The organism is Bradyrhizobium sp. RT6a (assembly GCF_040547675.1).
In the GTDB taxonomy this organism is placed as follows: domain Bacteria; phylum Pseudomonadota; class Alphaproteobacteria; order Rhizobiales; family Xanthobacteraceae; genus Bradyrhizobium.
The window spans coordinates 1324617-1343893 of sequence record NZ_JBEPQC010000002.1; the positions used below are offsets into that span (position 1 = coordinate 1324617).

The 19277-nt window shown below is 64.5% G+C and carries 18 protein-coding genes; 16 read left to right on the forward strand and 2 right to left on the reverse strand.

The window, feature by feature from the left end; genetic code table 11:
* Positions 1 to 101 precede the first annotated feature (101 nt).
* The 6 genes from secG to glsA all read left to right on the forward strand — a co-directional run bounded on the left by secG (position 102) and on the right by glsA (position 7045).
* Positions 102 to 488, forward strand: a complete 387-nt coding sequence (gene secG, locus ABIC03_RS16270) for a preprotein translocase subunit SecG (RefSeq protein WP_007590603.1) — start codon at positions 102 to 104, stop codon at positions 486 to 488.
* Between the two features lie 166 nt (positions 489 to 654).
* Positions 655 to 2286 (forward strand): CTP synthase, encoded by a 1632-nt coding sequence (gene pyrG, locus ABIC03_RS16275; RefSeq protein ID WP_354059118.1) that lies wholly within the window; start codon positions 655 to 657, stop codon positions 2284 to 2286.
* A 260-nt stretch (positions 2287 to 2546) separates the two neighbouring features.
* Positions 2547 to 2873, forward strand: coding sequence for an NIPSNAP family protein (locus ABIC03_RS16285; protein ID WP_275171239.1), 327 nt, complete (start codon positions 2547 to 2549; stop codon positions 2871 to 2873).
* A gap of 124 nt (positions 2874 to 2997) precedes the next feature.
* Complete coding sequence (gene kdsA / locus ABIC03_RS16290; protein ID WP_275171238.1) at positions 2998 to 3861, forward strand: 3-deoxy-8-phosphooctulonate synthase; 864 nt, start codon at positions 2998 to 3000, stop codon at positions 3859 to 3861.
* Positions 3861 to 5066 (forward strand): MFS transporter, encoded by a 1206-nt coding sequence (locus ABIC03_RS16295; RefSeq protein WP_354059120.1) that lies wholly within the window; start codon positions 3861 to 3863, stop codon positions 5064 to 5066. Before kdsA ends, ABIC03_RS16295 begins: the two co-directional genes overlap by 1 nt.
* Before the next feature lie 104 nt (positions 5067 to 5170).
* Positions 5171 to 7045, forward strand: coding sequence for a glutaminase A (gene glsA / locus ABIC03_RS16300; RefSeq protein WP_354059122.1), 1875 nt, complete (start codon positions 5171 to 5173; stop codon positions 7043 to 7045).
* Between the two features lie 13 nt (positions 7046 to 7058).
* On the opposite strand, the gene ABIC03_RS16305 is transcribed toward glsA, so the two are convergent.
* Together ABIC03_RS16305 and queF are read right to left on the reverse strand one after the other, a co-directional pair.
* Positions 7059 to 7856, reverse strand: a complete 798-nt coding sequence (locus ABIC03_RS16305; RefSeq protein WP_354059124.1) for a substrate-binding domain-containing protein — start codon at positions 7854 to 7856, stop codon at positions 7059 to 7061.
* 15 nt (positions 7857 to 7871) lie between these two features.
* Positions 7872 to 8360 carry a preQ(1) synthase gene (queF, locus tag ABIC03_RS16310; protein WP_354059126.1) on the reverse strand — a complete coding sequence of 163 codons (489 nt, stop codon included), beginning with the start codon at positions 8358 to 8360 and terminating at the stop codon, positions 7872 to 7874.
* 124 nt (positions 8361 to 8484) lie between these two features.
* On the opposite strand from queF, the gene eno reads away from it, so the two are divergent.
* The 10 genes from eno to ABIC03_RS16360 all read left to right on the forward strand — a co-directional run bounded on the left by eno (position 8485) and on the right by ABIC03_RS16360 (position 19275).
* A complete protein-coding gene (eno, locus tag ABIC03_RS16315) occupies positions 8485 to 9768 on the forward strand; it encodes a phosphopyruvate hydratase (protein ID WP_354059128.1) in 1284 nt (427 codons plus the stop codon).
* 34 nt (positions 9769 to 9802) lie between these two features.
* A complete protein-coding gene (locus tag ABIC03_RS16320; RefSeq protein WP_354059130.1) occupies positions 9803 to 10936 on the forward strand; it encodes a zinc-binding dehydrogenase in 1134 nt (377 codons plus the stop codon).
* 116 nt (positions 10937 to 11052) lie between these two features.
* Positions 11053 to 12051 (forward strand): MBL fold metallo-hydrolase, encoded by a 999-nt coding sequence (locus ABIC03_RS16325; RefSeq protein ID WP_354059132.1) that lies wholly within the window; start codon positions 11053 to 11055, stop codon positions 12049 to 12051.
* Positions 12052 to 12227: 176 nt separating this feature from the next.
* Complete coding sequence (locus ABIC03_RS16330; RefSeq protein ID WP_354059133.1) at positions 12228 to 12779, forward strand: NADPH-dependent FMN reductase; 552 nt, start codon at positions 12228 to 12230, stop codon at positions 12777 to 12779.
* A gap of 240 nt (positions 12780 to 13019) precedes the next feature.
* On the forward strand, positions 13020 to 13337 hold the full coding sequence (locus ABIC03_RS16335; RefSeq protein WP_007590617.1) for an FtsB family cell division protein: 318 nt from the start codon (positions 13020 to 13022) through the stop codon (positions 13335 to 13337).
* Between the two features lie 148 nt (positions 13338 to 13485).
* Positions 13486 to 14448 (forward strand): helix-turn-helix domain-containing protein, encoded by a 963-nt coding sequence (locus tag ABIC03_RS16340; protein ID WP_354059136.1) that lies wholly within the window; start codon positions 13486 to 13488, stop codon positions 14446 to 14448.
* Between the two features lie 290 nt (positions 14449 to 14738).
* Entirely contained in the window at positions 14739 to 16256 is a 1518-nt protein-coding gene (gene adh, locus ABIC03_RS16345; RefSeq protein ID WP_354059138.1) for an aldehyde dehydrogenase, read from the forward strand.
* Between the two features lie 272 nt (positions 16257 to 16528).
* Entirely contained in the window at positions 16529 to 17551 is a 1023-nt protein-coding gene (gene pdhA / locus ABIC03_RS16350; RefSeq protein ID WP_007590620.1) for a pyruvate dehydrogenase (acetyl-transferring) E1 component subunit alpha, read from the forward strand.
* Positions 17552 to 17580: 29 nt separating this feature from the next.
* Positions 17581 to 18969: a pyruvate dehydrogenase complex E1 component subunit beta gene (locus ABIC03_RS16355; RefSeq protein WP_354059141.1), complete on the forward strand. Its 1389-nt coding sequence runs from the start codon at positions 17581 to 17583 to the stop codon at positions 18967 to 18969.
* Between the two features lie 3 nt (positions 18970 to 18972).
* Positions 18973 to 19275, forward strand: a complete 303-nt coding sequence (locus tag ABIC03_RS16360) for a DUF5076 domain-containing protein (protein WP_007590623.1) — start codon at positions 18973 to 18975, stop codon at positions 19273 to 19275.
* Positions 19276 to 19277: the final 2 nt, after the last annotated feature.

The window sequence follows — 19277 nt, forward strand, 5'->3', positions numbered from 1 at the left end:
ATGCCCCGGCTGATCGTGTAACACCGCGCAACTTCAGGAAAACCCCGCGAAGCACGATTGGCCGCCGTCTCGGCGCTGTCGGCTTGTGACGGAAGGACACTATGCAGACTGTTGTCATCGTCATTCACCTCATGATCGTCACCGTCATGATCGGCGCCGTCCTGCTCCAGAAGTCGGAAGGCGGGGGCCTCGGCATGGGAGGTGGCGCCGGCTTCATGTCGAGCCGCGGCACCGCGAACCTTCTGACGCGGACCACCGCGATCCTGGCCGTCGGCTTCTTCCTCACCAGCCTGTTCCTGTCCTGGTATGCCGGCTACGACCGCAAGCCGTCGTCGATCATCGGCGCACCGGCTTCGCAGACCCAGCCGGCCGGTGGCGGACCGATCGCGCCGCCGACCTCCGGCGGCATTCTGGATTCGCTGAAGAAGGCCGACGAGCAGCAGCAGGCTCCGGCGCCGAGCGGCCCACAGGTACCGCGTTCGCAATAAAGCAGGGGGGCCATGCAGGGCGGCTTCTACCGTCCTGCATCAACAACCCCCATCAAGGCTCTGTCACCACTCTTAGTTCTGGCTCACCCACAGCCCCGCAAAATGTTTGGGGCGGAATACGAATCGCTTTGGCGAATCGAATTCGAGGGATTAGAGGTTAAGCCCCATGGCGCGGTACATATTCATCACCGGCGGCGTGGTTTCTTCGCTCGGCAAGGGTCTGGCTTCAGCGGCACTCGGTGCCCTGTTGCAAGCCCGGGGCTACAAGGTCCGCCTCCGCAAGCTCGACCCCTATCTCAATCTCGATCCCGGAACGATGTCGCCGTATCAGCACGGCGAAGTGTTCGTGACCGATGACGGCGCGGAGACCGACCTCGATCTCGGTCACTACGAGCGCTTCACCGGGCGGCCTGCGACCAAGGCCGACAACATCACGACCGGGCGCATCTACCAGGACATCATCTCCAAGGAGCGGCGCGGCGATTATCTCGGCGCGACCATCCAGGTCGTTCCGCATGTCACCAACGCCCTCAAGGACTTCGTCCTCGACGGCAACGATGATTACGACTTCGTGCTGGTCGAGATCGGCGGCACCGTCGGCGACATCGAGGGGCTGCCGTTCTTCGAGGCGATCCGCCAGCTCAAGAACGAGCTGCCGCGCGATCACGCCATCTACATTCATCTGACGCTGCTGCCTTACATCCCCAGCGCCGGTGAGCTGAAGACAAAACCGACGCAGCACTCCGTCAAGGAGCTGCGCTCGATCGGCATCCAGCCGGACATCCTGCTCTGCCGTACCGATCGCGAGATCCCGAAGGAGGAACGGCGCAAGCTCGGGCTGTTCTGTAACGTGCGCGAGAGCGCCGTCATCGAGGCGCGCGACGCCGACAGCATCTACGCTGTCCCTCAGGCTTACCATGCCGCAGGCCTCGACGACGAAGTGCTTGCCGCCTTCGGCATCGGTTCGCGGATTCCGCCGGAGCTGCGCAGCTGGCAGCAGATCAACGAGCGCATCCGCAATCCCGAAGGCAACGTCACCATCGCCATCGTCGGTAAGTATACCGGCATGAAGGATGCGTATAAGTCGCTGATCGAGGCGCTCTCGCATGGCGGCATCGCCAACAAGGTGAAGGTCAATCTCGACTGGATCGAAAGCGAGATCTTCGAGAAGGAAGATCCCGCGCCGTTCCTCGAACACGTCAACGGCATTCTGGTGCCCGGCGGCTTCGGCCAGCGCGGCGCCGAAGGCAAGATCCGCGCGGCGCAGTTCGCACGCGAGCGCGACGTACCGTATTTCGGCATCTGCTTCGGCATGCAGATGGCGGTGATCGAGGCCGCGCGAAATCTCGTCGGGATCGAGGAGGCCAACTCCACCGAGTTCGGCCCGACCAAGGAGCCCCTGGTCGGCCTGATGACGGAATGGCTGCGCGGCAACGAGCTCGAGAAGCGCACCAACGCCGGCGATCTCGGCGGCACGATGCGCTTGGGTGCCTATCCCGCGGCGCTCAATCGCGGCAGCCGCGTCTCGGAGGTCTATGGCGGCGCGACCGAGATTTCCGAGCGCCACCGCCATCGATACGAGGTCAACACCGCCTACAAGGATCGCCTCGAGCAGCACGGGCTGAAATTCTCGGGCCTGTCGCCCGACGGCGTGCTGCCGGAGATCGTCGAGTACGAGGATCACCCCTGGTTCATCGGCGTCCAGTTCCATCCCGAACTGAAGTCGCGCCCCTTCGAGCCGCATCCGCTGTTCGCGTCGTTCATTCGCGCGGCGATGGTGCAGAGCCGCCTGGTGTAATCGGCTCAGCACGTGGCGGTGCAGTTCACGTGCAAGATGCATCCGCTCCGCCCGGCCGGCATTGACGTAGCAGGCGCAAGCGATCCCGTAACGAGCTTCATCTGCGGCCGACGCGTCAGCTTGTAGACGGCGGCCGGCGGCACGTTCAGCAGGGGGGCAGAGCCATGCGCGGAACGCCACGGGGGGCGGTCGAGCGGGCCTCAAGACACCGTCAGGGCCAGCCGTTATAACCGCCGGACCTGTTCAGGGAGTAAACAAGAATGATCTACGAAATGCGCATCTATCGCTGCGTGCCCGGCCGTTTGCCGGCGCTGCTGAAGCGGTTCGAGACGGCGACGCTGAAGATCTGGGAAAAGCACGGCATTCGCCAAGCCGGTTTCTTCACCACGCTGATCGGCGAATCCAACCAGGAGTTGACCTACTTCCTGGCCTGGGAGTCGCTCGCCGAGCGCGAGAAGAAGTGGGCCGGCTTCATGAGCGATCCAGACTGGATGAAAGCGCGCGCCGAGAGCGAGGCGGACGGCCAGATCGTCGGCAACATCGTCAGCCAGATCCTGGCGCCGACCGCCTTCTCGGCGGTGAAGTAGAGACGGCCGGCGCGAGGGCGTCGCGGGGAGCCTGGCGCAACCCTGATATTCTGGGAGCCCAGGCCGAATGGGGTTGATCCGCCCTTCATCGCGGCTATGGTCGCGCCGAAGCGAGGGATTTGCCTTGAGCTCTTCGACGTCAGCGGCGCCGGTCGTCACTATTGGCAAGGTCAAATTCGGCAACGATCTGCCGATCTCGATCATTGCCGGACCGTGTCAGCTCGAAAGCCGCCAGCATGCGCTGGAGGTCGCCTCGGCGCTGAAGGAGATCGCCGCGCGGCTGCAGATCGGCCTCGTCTACAAGACCTCGTTCGACAAGGCCAATCGCACCAGCGCGTCGGCCGCGCGTGGGCTCGGGCTTGCCCAGTCGCTGCCGATCTTCGCCGAAATCCGATCGTCGCTCGGCCTGCCGGTTCTGACCGACGTGCATGACGCCGCGCAATGCGCCGAGGTGGCGCAGGCGGTGGACATCCTGCAGATCCCCGCCTTCCTGTGTCGCCAGACCGATCTGCTGCTGGCGGCCGCCGCAACCGGCAAGGTCGTCAACGTCAAGAAGGGTCAGTTTCTCGCGCCCTGGGACATGGCCAATGTCGTGTCCAAGATCACGAGCGCGAACAATCCCAATGTGCTCGTGACCGAACGCGGCGCGTCCTTCGGCTACAACACCCTAGTCTCCGACATGCGCGCCTTGCCGATCCTGGCGCGCACCACCGGCGCACCCGTGATCTTCGACGCCACTCACTCGGTGCAGCAGCCGGGCGGGAAGGGGACGTCTTCCGGAGGCGAGCGCGAATTCGTGCCGGTGCTCGCACGCGCAGCCGTCGCTGTCGGTGTTGCCGGTGTCTTCATCGAGACTCATCCCGACCCCGATAGCGCGCCGTCCGACGGACCCAACATGGTGCCGCTGCGCGACTTCGAAGGGCTGATCCGAAGGCTGATGGCGTTCGACGCGCTCGCCAAAGATTCGACCAAAGCCGACCCGCGCTGATGCAGCAAGGCGAGGCGCGGCCGCACGATCACGGCCTGCCGGCCGCGCTCTACGTCATCTCCGGTGCAAGCTTTGCCGCGGCGCTCTCCGCGCGCGCGCTCGATCCGGTGCTGCCGCACGTCGCCGAGGACTTTGGCGTCAGCATCGCGACCGCTGCCGGCTTTGCCGCGGTGTTCGCCTTCACCTTCTCCATCATCCAGCCGATCGTCGGCGCCGCCGCCGATCTGTTCGGCAAGACGCGGCTGATGATCGGCTGCCTCGCGCTGCTCGGCCTTGCCAACATCCTGGGGGCGCTCTCGAGCTCGTTCTCGGTTCTGTTCGCGACCCGTATCCTCGCCGGCATCGGCTCCGGCGGCGTGTTTCCCGTGGCGCTCAGCCTGACCAGCGATCTCGTCGGTCCGGAGAAACGCCAGGTCGCGATCAGCCGCACGCTTGCCGGCGCGATGACGGGCAATCTGCTCGGCGCCTCGGCCTCCGGCCTGATCGGCGATTTCCTCGGCTGGCGCGGCGTGCTGGCAGTGCTCGGCGGGCTCGTGATCGTTGCGTCGATCGCAGTCGCCGCCGGTTTTCGTGGCGCCAAGGTCAAGCATCCGCCGAAGACGAGCCTGTCGGCGCTGAAGGCCGGCTATCGCACCATCTTCACCAACCCGAACGCTTATGTCTGTTATTCGGCGGTGTTCATCGAAGGCTGCTGCGTGCTCGGCCTGTTTCCCTACATCGCATCGTTCCTGTTCGAGCTCGGTCAGACCTCGCTCTCGATCGCCGGTTTCGTCATCGCGGGCTTTGCAGTCGGCGGCTTGTTCTACACGCTGACGGTGTCGCGCCTGCTGCCATGGCTGGGCATGAAGGGAATGATGATCGCGGGCATGACGCTGGTGGCCTCGCAACTCGTTCTCGTCGGCTTCGGCCCGCGCTGGGAAGTGCAGGCGCTCAATCTTGTCGTGATGGGATGGGGCTTCTATATCGCCCATGGCTGCCTGCAGATGTTTGCCAGCGAGCTCTCGGTCGAGGCACGCGCGACCGCGCTATCGCTGCATTCGTTCTTCTTCTTCATGGGGCAGACGGTCGGGCCGCTCGCCTATGGCCTTGGCCTGCAGCATGGCGGCAAGGTGCCGACGCTGCTCGTGAGCGCCGCGATCATGGTGGTATTGGGCTTTGTCTGCGCGCGCCTGCTGAAACAGCGCGCGCCGTCCGACGCGCGCTGAGGCTATTCGGTCCCTGAAGGGGATCGGCCCCACCACGACACCGTCGGTCCCGTATACATGGCACACGAATTGCTTCGATTTTGGGCAAATCGAGGTGTGAGATCGTGGACGCCCAGACCAGCCGCTCGCCCAGCGCAGCCAGCGTGACCCGATCGACGGGATATCCCACCAAGCCCCCGCTCCGGCGCTTCCTGACCGCTTGTTACGAAGAATTCCAGGCCGACAATTCGGGCGAGCTTGCCGACTATATTCCCGAGCTGAAGCGCGCCAACCCCGACCATTTCGGCATCGCGCTCGTCACCATCGACGGCCATATCTACGAGGTCGGCGACAGTGCGGTGCCGTTCACGATCCAATCGGTCTCGAAGGCCTTCGTGTTCGCACTGGCGCTGGAGATGGTCGGCGAAGAGCGGGTCGCAGCCACCATCGGCGTCGAGCCGAGCGGCGAAGCTTTCAATTCGATCCGGCTTACCAACGACAACCGTCCTTTCAACCCGATGGTCAATGCCGGCGCCATCGCCTGTTCGGGCCTGATCTACGAGGTGGACGGGAAGGGCGCCTTCGAGCGCGTCCGCTCGAAGCTCAGCCAGTTCGCCGGCCGCGAGCTCGGTGTCGACGACGCCGTGCATGTCTCTGAGACCGCGACCGGCAACCGCAACCGGGCCATTGCCTGGCTGTTGCGCAATTACGCCGTGCTGCCAGACGACGTCGACGCCGTGCTCGACGTCTATTTCCGTCAATGCGCGATCCTGGTCACTGCGCGCGATCTGGCGGTGATGGCGGCAACGCTCGCCAATCGCGGCATCAATCCGGTGACGGGCGTGCAGGTGATCACGCCGCACATCGTCGCGCGCACGTTGTCGGTGATGACGAGCTCGGGCATGTACGATTATGCTGGCGAGTGGACCTACCGGGTCGGCATCCCCGCCAAGAGCGGCGTCGGCGGCGGTATCGTCGCGGCGCTACCCTCGCAACTCGGGCTCGGCACTTTCTCGCCGCTGCTGGATAACCACTTCAACAGCGCGCGCGGCCTGAAAGTGTGCGAAGCGCTGTCGGCGCGGTTCGACCTGCACATGCTCAACCGCAATGCCGACGTCCGCACCAGCATCATGGCGGATTACGACGTCTACGGCATCTCCTCGCGCCGCAGCCGCCCGCCGCGCGAGCAGCAGATTCTCGACGAGCGCCACAGCGACATCCGCGTGCTCGAGCTGGTCGGCGCCATGAATTTCGGCACCATCGACTATGTCACGCGACGGCTCACCAGCGAGCCGCCGAATGCGCCGCTCCTGATCATCGATTTTCGTCGCGTCCCCGATATCACCGCAGCGGGCGCTGAGCTTCTGGGCGAGACGCTGGCGGCGCTCGGCAATGCCGGCATCATCACGATCCTGTCGGGCTTCGAAGAGACCTCGGCCGTGTGGACGGCGATCTCGGCGCGCACGTCCGAGCCGCGCCGGTTACGGCGTTTTGCACTCCTGGACGATGCGATCGAATGGGCCGAGGATCAGGTGATCTACCGCTTCGGCGGCTTCACCGACGTGAAAGAGAGCGCGCATCTCGGCGAGCAGGCACTGCTGGCCGAGCTCGATGCCGACGAGATCGCCGCCATCGTCAAGCTGTCGACCACGCGGCACTACGCGGCCGGCCAGCGCATCATCGCCGCCGGCGAGCCCGCCAATTCGCTGTTCTTCCTTCAGAGCGGCATGGTCAGTGTAAAGCTGCGCAGCGGCGTGCGGCTGGCTTCACTCGGCCCCGGCATGGCTTTCGGTGAGATGGCGATCCTGGAGGGAAGCCGCAGCGCCGACGTCTTCGCCGACACGCCGGTGGCCTGCCTCGAATTGCCGCTCGGCAGCTTTGCCGATTATCGTCGCGTGCATCCCGAGACCTCGCTCAAAATCATGCGCAATCTCGCTGCCATCTTGGCGCGGCGTCTGGTGCTGGCGAATGCGAAGGTCGATCTGCTGAGCGCGTACTAGATGCGAGAGGGTTTTAGTTCGCTCCACCGGCCGCGATCGGCTCCATGCCGCTCGCGATGATCGCGTCGCGGGCTGCCGGGGAGGCAAGGAACTTGATCAAGGCCCGGCCGGCCTCGGGCTCTTTGGAAACGCTTGCGATGCCGGCTGAGAAGATCGTGATCTGCTGCAATTCGTTCGGCAGCGGCCCGACGATATCGATGCCCTTCACGGGCTTCAGCTCGCTGATCTGCTGAAAGCCGAGCTCGGCATCGCCGTGGGCGACGATCTCGCCGACCGGCGTGGCCGGAATCTTGCGGGCCTTGTCCTTCATGACATCGGCAATGCCGAGCTTTCCAAACATTTCGGTCGAGACATAGACGCCGCTGGCGCTGTCGGAATAGGCGATCGTCTTCGCCGCGAGCAACGCGCGCTTGACCGCTTCCACCGAGCTGATGTCCGGCTTCGGCGCGCCCGATTTCACGGCGACCCCGATCGGCGATCTCGTCAGGTCGACCTGGCTGCCGGCAACGACCTTGCCCTTGCTGGCGAGATCGGTGAGGGCGTAGCCCACCATGATCAGGACATCGGCCGCCTCGCCGCGCTCCAGCCGGACCGGGATAGCGTTGGTCGTGGTCCCCATCGAGGGCCCATATTCCGTCAGCACCTTGTTGCCGGTGGCCTTCTCAAACTCCGGCACGAGCACCTTGTAGGCAGCCGTCAGGCCGCCCGAGATCATCACCCGGACTTCGGCAGCCTCGGCCGCGCCGGTCAGCCACAGCATGCCCAGAAGGCCCAATCCAAGATTTCGGAATGTTGCTGCAGTCGATTCCATCGGCGTTCGGTCCAACTAGCCCCGCCCGCGATAGGGTGCGACGCCCTGTTCGGGCACCCACAGGCCCTTCGGCGCGCGGCCGATCTGCCAGAACACGTCGATCGGGATGCCGCCGCGCGGATACCAGTAGCCGCCGATGCGCAGGAACTTCGGCTTGATCTCGCTCGCGATGCGCTTGCCGATCATCACGGTGCAGTCCTCGTGGAAGGCGCCGTGATTGCGGAAGCTCGCGATGTAGAGTTTGAGCGACTTCGACTCCAGCAGCCATTGGCCGGGGGCGTAGTCGATCATCAGATGCGCGAAATCCGGCTGTCCCGTGACCGGGCAGAGCGAGGTGAATTCCGGCACGGTGAAGCGCACCAGATAATCGGTGCCTCCTTGCGGATTCGGCACGCGGTCGAGCTTTGCTTTCTCGGGCGCATCCGGCCATTCCACCGCGCGGCCAAGCTGCAGGGCAGGTGAATCCGAGCTTGAGTTCTTCGATTTGCTTGGCTTTTTCGACATCAGGCCGCCTCCTTGGCGCCCTCTTAGCCAATCATCGTGCGGCCGTCACCCGGCCTTTTCCGCTTCGATGCATTGCGGTAGAAGCACCCCAACTGACTGCTTAGTCCCCCGAAAAGAGGCCCTCATGACCGCCATCATCGACATCATCGGACGCGAAATCCTGGATAGCCGGGGCAATCCCACCGTCGAGGTCGACGTCGTGCTGGAAGATGGTGCGCTCGGCCGTGCTGCCGTGCCGTCCGGCGCTTCCACCGGCGCCCACGAGGCGGTGGAACTGCGCGACGGTGACAAAGCCCGTTATCTCGGCAAAGGCGTCACCAAGGCGGTCGGCGCCGTCAACGGCGAGATCTTCGAGGCCCTGAGCGGCCTCGATGTCGAGCAGCAGGCCCAGCTCGACCAGATCATGATCGACCTCGACGGCACCGCGAACAAGAGCCGGCTGGGCGCCAACGCCATCCTCGGCGTCTCGCTCGCCTGCGCCAAGGCGGCCGCGAACTCGCTCGACATGCCGCTCTACCGTTACGTCGGCGGCACCTCGGCGCGTCTCTTGCCGGTGCCGATGATGAACATCATCAATGGCGGCATGCATGCCGACAACCCCATCGACTTCCAGGAGTTCATGATTCTGCCCGTCGGTGCGTCGTCGTTCGCCGAGGGCCTGCGCTACGGCGCCGAGGTCTTCCATACCCTGAAGTCGGAGCTGAAGAAGGCCGGCCACAACACCAATGTCGGCGACGAGGGCGGCTTTGCCCCGAACCTGCCATCGGCGGACGCCGCGCTCGAATTCGTCATGAACGCGATCGGCAAGGCCGGCTACAAGGCGGGCTCCGACATCGTGATGGGCCTCGACTGCGCCTCGACCGAGTTCTTCAAGGACGGCAAGTATGTTTACGAAGGCGAGGGCAAGACCCGCTCGATTTCCGAGCAGGCCAAGTACCTTGCTGACCTCGTCGCGCGCTATCCGATCGTGACCATCGAGGACGGCATGTCGGAAGACGACATGGACGGCTGGAAGGAGTTGACCGACCTCGTCGGCAAGAAGTGCCAACTCGTCGGCGACGATCTCTTCGTCACCAACGTCAAGCGGCTCGCCGAAGGCATCAAGGCCGGACGGGCCAACTCGATCCTGATCAAGGTCAACCAGATCGGCACGCTGACCGAGACGCTCGCCGCCGTCGAGATGGCGCACAAGGCCGGCTACACCTCGGTGATGTCGCACCGCTCCGGCGAGACCGAGGATTCCACCATCGCCGACCTCGCGGTCGCCACCAATTGCGGACAGATCAAGACCGGCTCCCTTGCACGCTCCGATCGCACCGCCAAATACAACCAGCTCCTGCGCATCGAGCAGCAGCTCGGCAAGCAGGCGCTCTACGGCGGCAAGGCGGCACTGAAGGCGCTGGCATAAGCCAGCTCTCGGACAAAAACAGGGGAGGATCGACATGAGCGACGGCAAAAATGGCCTGCAATTGCGTTCGCTGATCAAGAAGAGCGGCGAGCTCGAGATCTCGCTGCTCGACGTGCCGACCCCCGAACCCGCCGCGGACGAGGTCGTCGTTCGCGTCGAGGCCGCTCCGATCAATCCGTCCGACCTCGGGCTCCTGATCGGCGCGGCCGATATGAGCACTGCGAAGGCTTCCGGCGACAAGGGCGCTCCCATCATCACCGCGAAGGTGCCGGAAGGCGCGATGCGGGCGATGGCAGGCCGGCTCGACGAGTCCATGCCGGTCGGTAACGAAGGCGCGGGAGTCGTGATCAGGACCGGCTCCTCGGATGCCGCGAAGGCGCTGATGGGCAAGACCGTCGCCATGATTGGCGGCGCGATGTATACGCAGTATCGCACGCTGAAAGTGCGCGAGTGCCTGCCGCTGCCGGAAGGCACCACGCCGGCCGAAGGCGCTTCCTGCTTCGTCAATCCGCTGACTGCGCTCGGCATGACTGAGACCATGCGGCGCGAGGGTCACAAGGCGTTGGTGCACACTGCGGCCGCCTCCAATCTCGGCCAGATGCTGAACAAGATCTGCATCAAGGACGGCATCCCGCTGGTCAACATCGTGCGCAGCAAGGAACAGGCCGACATCCTGCACAAGATCGGGGCCAAATACGTCGTCGATTCCACCGCACCGAGCTTCCTGGGCGATCTCACCAACGCGCTGGTCGAGACCGGCGCCACCATCGCCTTCGACGCCATCGGCGGCGGCAAGCTCGCCGGCGACATCCTCAACTGCATGGAAGTCGCGATCAACAAGACCGCGAAGGAATACAGCCGCTACGGCTCCAACGTGCACAAGCAGGTCTATGTCTATGGCGCGCTCGACGTCCGCCCGATCGAGCTGCCGCGCGGCTTCGGCATGGCCTGGGGCGTCGGTGGCTGGCTGCTGTTTCCGTTCCTGATGAAGATCGGGCAGGCGGACGGGGCCAGGCTGCGCCAGCGCGTGGTCGACGAACTGAAGACCACGTTTGCCAGCCACTACACCAAGGTGGTGTCGCTTTCCGAGGCGCTCGATCCCGCCAATATCGCGGTCTATGCGAAACGCGCCACCGGCGAAAAATTCCTCATCAACCCAAATAAATAATCGTGATGTGCGACGGCACGTCACCCAAAGAAGGTCTTGCCTTCTGAGCGGAGCCGGGGATTATTCCGCCGCCATTTGCACGCGGGAAAACCGCGGGGCGCTCAGAAGGGGACCTCATGACCGATCTTAATCGCCGCCATTTGCTTGCAGGCGCCGCCGCCTTCGGTGCGGCTGCCGTGACCGGCTTTGGGCCGACCGCCGCCAATGCCTCGGTGCCGCAAGCCGGCACACAGGCGCCTGGCTTCTACCGCTACAAGGTCGGCAGCTACGAGTGCACCTCGATCAATGACGGTGCGCGCACGTTCCCGATGCCGGACAAGTTCGTCGTCAACGCGCCGAAGGAGGAAGCGCTGGCCGCGGGCGAGGCGGCCTACATGCCGAAGGGCATGGTCACGGTGCCGTTCAACCCGCAGCTCATCAACACCGGCTCCAAGCTCGTGCTGATCGATACCGGCAACGGTGTCGCCAATCTCGAGCCCAGCAAGGGTGCGGTCGGCCGCACGCTGCAGAACCTCCAGGCCGCCGGCGTCGACCCCAAGAGCATCGACGTCGTGCTGCTCTCGCATCTGCATCCCGACCACACCAACGGCATTCGTCTCGCCGACGGCGCGCTGGCCTTCCCCAATGCGGAGATCATGGTGCCGGGCAAGGACTGGGAGTTCTGGACCAGCGAGGACAACGCCGCCAAGGCCGAGTCGAACGGGATGATGAAGAACTACTTCGCCAACGTGAAGAAGACCTTTGCCGGCCTCGAATCCAAGGTGACGAAGTACGAGTGGGGCAAGGAGGTCGCGCCGGGCATCACGTCGATCGCGACGCCCGGCCACACCCCCGGGCACACCTCGTTCGCGGTTGCCTCTGGCGATGCCAAGGTGCTGATCCAGTCCGACGTCACCAACATCCCGGAGTTCTTCCTGCGCAATCCGGACTGGCATGTGGTGTTCGACACCGATGCTGCGCTGGCGCAGGAGACCCGCCACAAATTCTACGACATGGCGGCGGCCGAGAAGGCGACGGTGATCGGCTTCCACTTCACCTTCCCCTCGGTCGGCCATGTCGAGAAGGACGGCGCCAAATATCGCCTGATCCCATCGGCGTGGAATCCGACGATCTGAGCCGATTTGCAAATTTGTACCAAGGAGTCAGGCCGCCACTTGGCGGCCTGATTGTTTGGGCAACTGTTCAGAAACCCAGCGTTTCCAAATCCGACCGGTCCATGCACTTGCATCCATCACTTGGGATCGCTTAAGTGCCAACCCGGCACTCCCGCTGAAGATTTCGAGGACACTCAATGGCCTACAATATCGTCACGCTCGCCGGCAGCCTGCGCAAGGACAGCTTTTCGCTGAAGATTGCCAATGCGCTCGCCAAGCTCGCGCCGGCCTCGCTCAAGCTCGAGGTCGTCACGCCGGCCGGCATCTCGTTCTTCAACCAGGACCTCGAGGGCGCGCCGCCGGCCGACTGGTTGTCCTTCCGCGAAAAACTCCAGAAGTCAGACGGCGTCATCTTCGTCACGCCGGAATACAATCGCGCGATCCCGGGCGTGCTGAAGAACGCCATCGACGTCGCCTCGCGGCCCTATGGCAAGAGCTCGTTCAACGGCAAGCCGGTCGGCATCATCGCGAACTCGCCGGGCCCGCTCGGCGGCGTCAGCGCCGCCAAGACGCTGCAGAACATCCTGCCGGGGATTTCCGGCCCGATCATGCAGCAGCCGGAGGCCTATCTGAACGGGGTGGGCGATGCCTTCGATGCCGACGGCAATCTGACCAAGGAGTCCCTGAAGCCCGTACTCCAGGCCTATATCGACGCGTTTGCGGTGCACGTGGCGAAGCATCACGGCTGAGGCTAAATCGCCCGCAGCCGCAGCTTACGGCCCTCATCCTTGAGGAGAACGCGAAGCGTTCGTCTCGAAGGATGGCTCCGGGAAATTGTCGGGCCTTCATGGTTCTCGCGGCGATGCGAAGCATCGTCCGCGAGACGGCGCTTTGCGGCTCCTCACCATGAGGGTCCGCTAGCGTCGCGCGCGGGGGCCCAGCCGCCCGAAATTAGCACGCCCTTAACCAACCTGTCCCATCTTCCCAGGATGGTCTCCCGCGCGCGCCTGAAATCGATCCTGACCGGTCTTGCCCTCTATGCGATGGCGGCCGCCATCGTCGGCTACTTCGGCGTCAACGCCTATACCGGCAAATACGGCCTCAACGCCCGTCAGGAGCTCGACCAGGAGATCGTGGCGCTGACCAGCGAGCTGGCACAGCTCAAGCGCGAGCGCGCCAGGAGCGAGCAGCGCGTTTCGTTGCTGCGCTCCGCGAAGATCGACCCCGACATGCTGGACGAGCGGGCGCGTTTCCAGCTCGACTACGTCAATCCGCGCGATCTCGTCCGGACGATCCCGGCGAACTGACAGTTCTTCCTTGAAGGCCTGGAACCGGACTGCCGTCTTAACGGCAGCGCCGCAACCGGCTCATGGCTTGCAGCGCCATGGCCTGGGTTGACGCAGATCAACCGGGCCGTGCCGGCACGCTCTAAACTGCCACCCGGAGGAAACAGTGATGAATGGGCAATCCCCCCGGCATCACGCGGCTCGTGTCGAGGCCGCCATTACGTCAGGCCAGGCGGCGCGCTCGTCGCTTGTGGCCTCGTGGCGCCGTTCGTCCAGATTGCATCGTCTTGATCCCGCAGGCCGTAGCTCGCCGAACCGGCTGAGCGAAGCCGAGCTGCACCGGGCGCGCGAGCGCGTCGCGCCGCTGCTCGCCGCTGCGCGAGGTGCGATGGACCGGCTTTACCAGGCGGTCGGCGCCAGCGGCTGTTGCGTGCTGCTCGCCGACGGCGAGGGCGTGCCGGTCGATCGCCGCGGTACCCCGGCGGACGACGCGACATTTCAGTCCTGGGGACTCTGGACCGGCGCGCTCTGGAGCGAGGAGCATGAGGGCACCAATGGCATCGGCACCTGCCTCGTCGAGCAACGTCCGCTGACGATCGACCGCGACCAGCATTTCTTCACCCGCAACACGCTTCTGAGCTGCACCGCCGTTCCGATCTACGACCATGAGGCTGCGTTCGCGGGCGTGCTCGACGTCTCCTCCTGCCGCGCCGACCGTACCGACGTGTTTTCCAGTCTGATCGCGCTCGCGGCCGGTGAGGCGGCCAAGCGTATCGAGGCCGATCTGTTTCGCAGGGCCTTCGCCCATGCCCGGATCGTGCTGACGCAAGGTACGGACGGCCAGTGCGGCGGCCTCGTTGCGGTCGATGCGGACGATCTCGTGATCGGCGCGACCCGGTCCGCCCGAGCGGGACTCGGGATTACGCCCGGCCGGGCGTTGCAGCCGATGCCCGCCGCCGATCTCCTCGGCGGCGACACCGCGCGCGACCATCTTGCCGGCGGTCAGCGCGCAGTGTTGCAGCGAGCGCTGTTGCGCGCGGGCGGCAATGTCTCGGCGGCGGCCAAGGCCCTCGGCGTCAGCCGCGCCACGCTGCACCGCAAGCTCAAGCGGTTCGAGCTGAACGCGCATTGAGCTGCTGGTAGATCTCATGGTGAGGAGACCGCGAAGCGGTCGTCAAGCATGAGAGGCCCGACCGTCACCCCCAGCCATCCTTCGAGACGCGCGCAAGAGCGCGCTCCTCAGGATGAGGTCGGTATGTGCGGCGGCACGACGTGCAGCCGCGTCACCTGTCGCAGAACTGCGACAGGTCGGCTCCGTCATCGCTCCTATCAGGGCTGACAGAACACGCCTCCCGCGACATCGTCGGCGCAAGTCGCGACCACGCGACGAATTGCGCAAACAGCAAACATCGGGAGTGATCAATGAACAAGGTAGAATTCCTCAGCGTCACCAAAATCCCATTCGCCGAACGCTACGACAATTTCATCGGCGGCAAATTTGTCGCGCCGATCTCCGGCAAGTATTTCGACAACGCCTCGCCGGTGACGGGCCAGATCGTCTGCAAGATCGCACGCTCCGACGCGCAGGACGTCGAAGCAGCGCTCGATGCAGCGCATGCCGCGAAGGCCGCCTGGGGCCGCACCAGCGTCGCCGAGCGCGCCGCGATCCTGAACCGGATCGCCGACCGCATGGAAGACAATCTCGAGCGTCTCGCAATCGCCGAGACCTGGGACAACGGCAAGCCGATCCGCGAGACTCGCGCAGCGGACATTCCGCTCGCCATCGATCATTTCCGCTATTTTGCCGGCGCTATCCGCGCCCAGGAAGGCTCGATCGGCGAGATCGACCACGACACCGTCGCCTACCATTTCCACGAACCGCTCGGCGTGGTCGGCCAGATCATTCCCTGGAACTTCCCGCTGCTGATGGCCTGCTGGAAGCTCGCGCCCGCGCTCGCCGCAGGCAATTGCGTCGTGCTCAAACCGGCCGAGCAGACCCCGGCCTCGATCATGGTCTGGGCCGAGATCATCGGCGATCTGCTGCCGCCCGGCGTCCTCAATATCGTCAACGGTTTTGGCCTGGAGGCCGGCAAGCCGCTCGCGTCGAGCCCGCGCATCGCCAAGATCGCCTTCACCGGCGAGACCACGACGGGCCGGCTGATCATGCAATATGCCAGCCAGAACCTCATTCCCGTCACGCTCGAGCTCGGCGGCAAGTCGCCCAACATCTTCTTCAGCGACGTCACCGCCGAAGACGACGACTTCTTCGACAAGGCGATCGAAGGTTTCGTCATGTTCGCGCTGAACCAGGGCGAGGTCTGCACCTGTCCGAGCCGGGCGCTGGTCCACGCCGACATCTACGACCGCTTCATGGAGCGGGCGCTGAAGCGCGTCGCCGCGATAAAGCAGGGCGATCCGCGCGCGGCCGACACCATGATCGGTGCGCAGGCCTCGGGCGAGCAGCTCGCAAAAATCCTCTCCTATATCGACATCGGCAGACAGGAGGGAGCAAAGGTGGTGGCCGGCGGCGGACGCGCGGAGCTCGGCGGCGATCTCGCCGGCGGCTTCTACGTCCAGCCGACCGTGTTCGAAGGCCACAACAAGATGCGCGTCTTCCAGGAGGAGATCTTTGGCCCCGTCGTTTCGGTCACGACCTTCAAGAGCGACGAAGAGGCGCTCGAGATCGCCAACGACACGCTCTACGGCTTGGGGGCCGGCGTCTGGAGCCGCGACGCCAACCGCTGCTATCGCTTCGGCCGGGCGATCCAGGCCGGCAGGGTCTGGACCAACTGCTACCATGCCTATCCCGCGCATGCGGCCTTCGGCGGCTACAAGCAGTCGGGTGTCGGGCGCGAGACTCACAAGATGATGCTTGATCACTACCAGCAGACCAAGAATCTGCTGGTCAGCTACAGCCCGAAGAAGCTCGGCTTCTTCTGATTGGGCGACCGGGCGGAGAGGGCGGCGCTGTTCTGCGCCGCCCATTCCAAATGTCGGGACCGCGTTTGGCTCAACGTTGCTTGACGCGGGCACGAATCTGCGAGTGCGGCGGCCGTGTCGATTTGTTGCCCGATCCGCGTCAAAGATTTTGCAATATTACGATCACGTTGCAGTGCGGCATAATGAAAGTCGTGCCATGCCGCCGCGGTGCTTTCCAAGGGCGTTTGACTTGGGTTAGAGAGGGCTGAAGTTTTCTCTGACCCGGAATTCCCATGGCCGCACCCAAGAAAGCCGCCGCAAGCACTGCACAGGACAAGACCGACGGCGGTTCGCCCCCGGAATTCACCAGAGAGCAGGAGCTCAAGGCGCTCCGCGACATGCTCCTGATCCGGCGGTTCGAGGAAAAGGCCGGCCAGCTCTACGGCATGGGCGCGATCGGCGGCTTCTGTCACCTTTATATCGGCCAGGAGGCCGTGGTGGTCGGGATGCAGATGGCCCTGAAGCCGGGCGATCAGGTTATCACCGGCTATCGCGATCACGGCCATATGCTCGCCACGGGCATGGAGGCCAACGGCGTCATGGCCGAGCTCACGGGCCGTCGCGGCGGCTATTCCAAGGGCAAAGGCGGCTCCATGCATATGTTCAGCAAGGAGAAGCACTTTTACGGCGGCCACGGCATCGTCGGCGCACAGGTCTCGCTCGGCACCGGGCTCGCTTTTGCCAATCACTATCGCGACAACGACAATGTCAGCGTCACCTATTTCGGCGACGGTGCGGCCAACCAGGGCCAGGTCTATGAGAGCTTCAACATGGCGGAGCTCTGGAAGCTGCCGGTGATCTACGTCATCGAGAACAACCGCTACGCCATGGGCACGTCGGTCTCGCGCGCCTCGGCGCAGCAGGATTTCTCCAAGCGCGGCGCCTCCTTCAACATTCCCGGCCAGCAGGTCGACGGCATGGACGTTCGCGCCGTCAAGGCTGCCGGCGACGAGGCGGCGGCGTGGTGCCGCGCCGGCAAGGGCCCCTTCATCCTGGAGATGCAGACCTACCGTTATCGCGGCCACTCGATGTCCGATCCCGCAAAGTACAGAACGCGCGAGGAGGTCGAAAAAGTCCGCCACGACCAGGATCCGATCGAGCAGGTGCGCAACCGCCTGTTGGCCGCCAAGGTCAGCGAGCAGGATCTGAAGGCGATCGACGCCGAGGTGCGCGACATCGTCAACGCATCCGCCGATTTCGCCCAGCATGATCCCGAGCCGGATGCCGCCGAGCTCTGGACCGATATTTACCGCTGAACGCGCGCAAGCTTTCTTTTGGAGTCGATATGCCAATTCAAGTGCTGATGCCCGCGTTGTCGCCCACGATGGAGAAGGGCAACCTCTCCAAATGGCTGAAAAAAGAGGGTGAGACGATCAAGTCAGGCGACGTCATCGCCGAGATCGAGACCGACAAGGCGACCATGGAGGTCGAGGCGACCGATGAAGGTACGCTCGGCAAGATCCTGATCCCCGAGGGCACCGCCGACGTTGCCGTGAACACGCCGATCGCGACGATTCTGGCCGATGGCGAGAGTGCCGCCGATCTCGCCAAGGCTCCCGCGCCTGCCCAGCAGCAGAAGGCCGCCGAGTCAGCAGCCCCTGCCGCGGCGAAGGCCGAGGCTCCAGCTCCCAAAGCTGCGCCGGCACCGCAGGCCGTCGCAGAGCCCGATCCGGAAGTGCCCGCCGGCACCGAGATGGTGACGCAGACCATCCGCGAAGCCCTGCGCGATGCCATGGCCGAAGAGATGCGCCGCAACGCCGACGTCTTCGTGATGGGCGAAGAGGTCGCTGAATACCAAGGCGCCTACAAGGTGACGCAAGGGCTGCTTCAGGAATTCGGCGCCAAGCGCGTCATCGACACGCCGATCACGGAGCACGGCTTTGCCGGCATCGGGGTCGGCGCCGCGATGAGCGGGTTGAAGCCGATCGTCGAGTTCATGACCTTCAACTTTGCCATGCAGGCAATCGACCAGATCATCAACTCCGCGGCCAAGACGCTTTATATGTCCGGGGGCCAGATGGGCTGCTCGATCGTGTTCCGCGGGCCCAACGGCGCCGCTTCCCGCGTGGCCGCCCAGCACAGCCAGGATTATTCGTCCTGGTATTCGAACGTCCCGGGCCTCAAGGTCGTCGCGCCGTTCTCGGCCGCTGATTACAAGGGCCTGCTCAAGGCTGCGATCCGCGATCCCAATCCGGTGATCTTCCTCGAGAACGAAATGCTCTACGGCCACACTGGCGAGGTGCCGAAGCTCGACGATTTCGTGATTCCGATCGGCAAGGCGCGCATCGTGCGCTCCGGCAGCCATGTCACGATCATCTCGTGGTCGAACGGCATGAGCTACGCGCTGAAGGCCGCCGACGAACTCGCCAAGGACGGCATCGAGGCCGAAGTGATCGACCTGCGCACGCTGCGTCCGATGGACACCGAGACCATCGTCAACTCCGTCAAGAAGACGGGACGTGCCGTCACGGTGGAAGAGGGCTGGGCCCAGAGCGGTGTCGGCGCCGAGATCGCCGCGCGGATCATGGAGAACGCCTTCGACTATCTGGATGCGCCGGTCGCCCGGGTCTCAGGCAAGGACGTGCCGATGCCCTATGCCGCGAACCTGGAAAAGCTCGCGCTGCCTTCGGCTGCCGAAGTGGTCGAGGCCGCCAAAGCCGTCTGCTACAGGTAGACCATGGCGGGTCCGAAGGAGCAGCCATTACCACCCGATGTCCTCGTCCGCGATGATGCGGTCGAGATCCTGCGCGTGTTCGTGCTGGACGGCGGGCTGTCGATGGCGTTCCAGCGGGCTTTCGACGAACCGGACATGTGGGGCCTGCTGCTCGTCGATCTTGCCCGTCACGCCGCACGCGCCTATGCGCGCGAAAGCGAATACACCGAGGAGGACGCGCTGAACCGGATCATCGAGATGTTCCAGGCCGAGATCGAGCGTCCCACCGACACCGGCACCACGACGCCGCGCGGGAAGGGGCACTGACC

Bases quoted from the DNA above. Each gene is read 5' to 3' on its own strand.
- secG (WP_007590603.1), top strand. From the start codon at position 102: ATGCAGACTGTTGTCATCGTCATTCACCTCATGATCGTCACCGTCATG.
- pyrG (WP_354059118.1), top strand. From the start codon at position 655: ATGGCGCGGTACATATTCATCACCGGCGGCGTGGTTTCTTCGCTCGGC.
- ABIC03_RS16285 (WP_275171239.1), top strand. From the start codon at position 2,547: ATGATCTACGAAATGCGCATCTATCGCTGCGTGCCCGGCCGTTTGCCG.
- ABIC03_RS16295 (WP_354059120.1), top strand. From the start codon at position 3,861: ATGCAGCAAGGCGAGGCGCGGCCGCACGATCACGGCCTGCCGGCCGCG.
- ABIC03_RS16305 (WP_354059124.1), bottom strand. From the start codon at position 7,856: ATGGAATCGACTGCAGCAACATTCCGAAATCTTGGATTGGGCCTTCTG.
- queF (WP_354059126.1), bottom strand. From the start codon at position 8,360: ATGTCGAAAAAGCCAAGCAAATCGAAGAACTCAAGCTCGGATTCACCT.
- eno (WP_354059128.1), top strand. From the start codon at position 8,485: ATGACCGCCATCATCGACATCATCGGACGCGAAATCCTGGATAGCCGG.
- ABIC03_RS16320 (WP_354059130.1), top strand. From the start codon at position 9,803: ATGAGCGACGGCAAAAATGGCCTGCAATTGCGTTCGCTGATCAAGAAG.
- ABIC03_RS16325 (WP_354059132.1), top strand. From the start codon at position 11,053: ATGACCGATCTTAATCGCCGCCATTTGCTTGCAGGCGCCGCCGCCTTC.
- ABIC03_RS16330 (WP_354059133.1), top strand. From the start codon at position 12,228: ATGGCCTACAATATCGTCACGCTCGCCGGCAGCCTGCGCAAGGACAGC.
- ABIC03_RS16335 (WP_007590617.1), top strand. From the start codon at position 13,020: ATGGTCTCCCGCGCGCGCCTGAAATCGATCCTGACCGGTCTTGCCCTC.
- ABIC03_RS16340 (WP_354059136.1), top strand. From the start codon at position 13,486: ATGAATGGGCAATCCCCCCGGCATCACGCGGCTCGTGTCGAGGCCGCC.
- adh (WP_354059138.1), top strand. From the start codon at position 14,739: ATGAACAAGGTAGAATTCCTCAGCGTCACCAAAATCCCATTCGCCGAA.
- pdhA (WP_007590620.1), top strand. From the start codon at position 16,529: ATGGCCGCACCCAAGAAAGCCGCCGCAAGCACTGCACAGGACAAGACC.
- ABIC03_RS16355 (WP_354059141.1), top strand. From the start codon at position 17,581: ATGCCAATTCAAGTGCTGATGCCCGCGTTGTCGCCCACGATGGAGAAG.
- ABIC03_RS16360 (WP_007590623.1), top strand. From the start codon at position 18,973: ATGGCGGGTCCGAAGGAGCAGCCATTACCACCCGATGTCCTCGTCCGC.